2 protein-coding genes and 1 pseudogene are annotated in these 2229 nt (G+C 65.7%); 2 read left to right on the forward strand and 1 reads right to left on the reverse strand.

Annotated features, from left to right (window positions below; translation table 11 throughout):
- The coding region (locus tag Mlute_RS15040; RefSeq protein WP_147371132.1) for a LysM peptidoglycan-binding domain-containing protein at window positions 1–380 on the reverse strand (380 nt) is incomplete at its 3' end.
- Between the two features lie 210 nt (window positions 381–590).
- On the opposite strand from Mlute_RS15040, the gene Mlute_RS15045 reads away from it, so the two are divergent.
- Window positions 591–1853, forward strand: coding sequence for an S-layer homology domain-containing protein (locus Mlute_RS15045; RefSeq protein WP_119361323.1), 1263 nt, complete (start codon window positions 591–593; stop codon window positions 1851–1853).
- Between the two features lie 78 nt (window positions 1854–1931).
- Window positions 1932–2229: pseudogene (locus tag Mlute_RS15050) on the forward strand (MFS transporter); the annotation flags it as partial.

The raw sequence follows: 2229 nt of genomic DNA on the forward strand, positions 1-2229 counted from the left end.
GCCGAAGCGCCCGCTGGGGGTGGGGCTGGCTCCGGGGCCCCCTGGGGAATTCGGAGTACTTGGCCCGGGAGGATGGTGGTGCTGCTCAGGTTGTTCTCCCTTTGGAGGGCTTCTGCGCTCGAGCCATACCGCCGGGCGATGGAATAGAGGGTCTCTCCTCGCTGGACCGTGTGCAGCACAGACCTGGAGGGCAGCACCAGCACCTGCCCTACGCTCAGGGTAGGGCTCTGGAGCCGGTTCAGGCGCATCAGGGTTTCCACCGTGGTCTCGTGCCGCCGGGCGATGGAGTAAAGGGTGTCCCCCCTTTGCACCGTGTAGGTCTGGGCGTTTTGGGCCAGCGCCAGGGCTAAGAGCCAAGGGGCAAGTGCGGCTTTACGCATACGGAGGCTCCCATCGGCCCGTCTTTGGGGCACTTCTCAACTTAGTATACGCAGGTGGCCTGCCCACCGGCTTTATCTGGCCTTCACCTTGGCCATGGTTGTGAAATGGGTGATAGGCCTATAAATCTCCTTTAGAAAAGGCTCGTTTGACCTCTCACCTAAGCAAACTACCGTGGGAAGCGGGGTTGAATCCCCAAGAAGGAGGGAAACATGCAAAGAAGCCGATGGTTCGTTGCCTTTGCGATGGCTACCCTTTTCGGCTTGTTCGCCCAGGCCCAGCCTCAGTTTCGCGATGTGCCGGCCGGGCACTGGGCCCAGGAAGCGGTGGCCTTTGCGGTGCGCTGCGGTCTGATTGAGGGTTTCCCCGACGGAACCTTCCGTGGCAACCAGAACCTAACCCGCTACCAGGCCGCGCTTATCTTCTTCCGCCTTTACCAGACCAACCGGCTGCAGGATGCTCAGCCGGAATGCCGGCTGGCGGTGGAGCGGGGGGCTCAGGAAGTGGCCCCGGAGATGGAGGAGCTCCGCCGTCGCTACCAGGAGCTAGAGCGTACCCAGCAGGACCAAGCGGCCCGCCTAGCAGCCTTGGAGGCCGAGGTGAAGCGGGCCATTGAGGTAAGCCAGCAGGCCCAGGCCCTGCAAGAGCGCCTAGCGGCTTTGGAGCAGCAGGTTCAGCGACTGTCCCAAGCTCCGGGCCAGCCCGCTCCAGCTCCAGCAGCTCCGGCCGAGCTACAGGCCCGCATTGAGGCCCTGGAGCGGCGGGTCCAACAGCTGGCCCAAGCACCCCAGGCCCCTGCCGCGCCTCAGGAAGTCGCTGCCTTAGAGCGCCGCGTCGCCGAGCTGGAAGAGCAGCTCCGCACCCGTCCCGACGCCGCGCGGGTGGCCACGCTGGAGGAGCAGGTGCGCACCCTGCAGGCCCAGGTCGGCACCCTCCAGAACCAGGTCACCACACTACAGAACCAGGTGGGTGAGCTGCGCCGGCAGGCCCAGCCGCCGGCCCCCACCCCGCCGCCGCAGCCTGAGGTGCGCCCGATCCCGCCGGTGCAGCCTGCTCCTGCCCCACAAAACCGCAACTTCTACCTGGGAGCTTCCGCCTCGCTGGGCCTGGTTCCCCAGCCTGCGGGAGGTGTTTTTAACAGCAACAACATCGCCGTGGGCGGTGTGGTGGGAGTACGGGAGGCCTTTTTGGGTTTTGGTCTGCGCGCCGGCCTGGAGTACAACCTGGGTACGCAGGCCCTGGGGGCGGAGGCCTACCTGACCCGCCACTTTGGCAGTGGGCCGCTGGGCTTCTACCTGGGTGTGGGCGCTCGCTACCTGCCGGCTCTGTCTGACCCCATCTACGGCTCGGCAGCGGTGGGGCTGGACGTCAACCCCCAAGGCCCGGTGGGCCTCTTCCTGGAGGCCAACCCCCGCCTCGAGCCCGGCCTCAACTTTGGTTTGGGAGCCCGCGCTGGCCTGAAGTTCAACTTCTAATCTACCCCCGTCCCCACGGAGGCTTGGCGAGCCTTGGGGCCCCCGTGGGGCCCTTCTTTTTACGGGTATGCTGGGAGGGTGGCCTGGGCCCTTATCCCTGCGGGTGCGCTTACCTATGTGGCCTTATATGCGGTGGTGCCCATGCTACCAGGGCTCGAGCGGCTCTTCGGGACCCCCGTGGGCAGCGCCCACCTAGGCATTGGGCTTCCCTTCCTCCTGCTGGTGCTGCTCTCTCCTTTGGTACCCCGCATTCCCTTGCCGGTGAGCACCACCATAGGCCTGGGGCTCGTGGGGGTGGGGCTCACCGGGGTTTTGGCGGGGTTATCCCCTAATTTAGCGACTTGGACGATTTTCCGAGCCCTCCAGGGGGGCTTGG

The sequence above is a fragment of the Meiothermus luteus genome, assembly GCF_003574085.1.
GTDB classification, from domain to species: Bacteria; Deinococcota; Deinococci; order Deinococcales; family Thermaceae; genus Meiothermus; species Meiothermus luteus.